At 70.4% G+C, this 223-nt stretch carries 1 protein-coding gene; it reads right to left on the bottom strand.

What is annotated here, in order from left to right; genetic code table 11:
* Nucleotides 1-223 (bottom strand): hypothetical protein (locus E4K09_RS04655; protein ID WP_134495531.1); only part of this gene is annotated, 223 nt, incomplete at both ends.

Raw genomic sequence — 223 nt, 5'->3', positions numbered from 1 at the left:
AGCGTCTCGACTTCCGTGACGCTCAAGGAGCGCGGGAAGAGCGCAGGGTCGGGCTTCGGGCGCGGGCGTGGAAGAGCGGGCGCGGGTTTCGGCGTGTCGAGGGTGCGGGCACGCCGGCGGTAATACTCTCCCGACTTCAGCATGGCGTTCCACGCCTCCCGGCCGGTGAAAGCCTTGAGGCGCTGCAGGAAGCGCGAGGGCACCATGGGCGAGCCGTCGCGCT

The organism is Microvirga pakistanensis (assembly GCF_004458765.1).
GTDB lineage: Bacteria > Pseudomonadota > Alphaproteobacteria > Rhizobiales > Beijerinckiaceae > Microvirga > Microvirga pakistanensis.
This window is presented reverse-complemented; position numbering and strand designations above follow the sequence as displayed.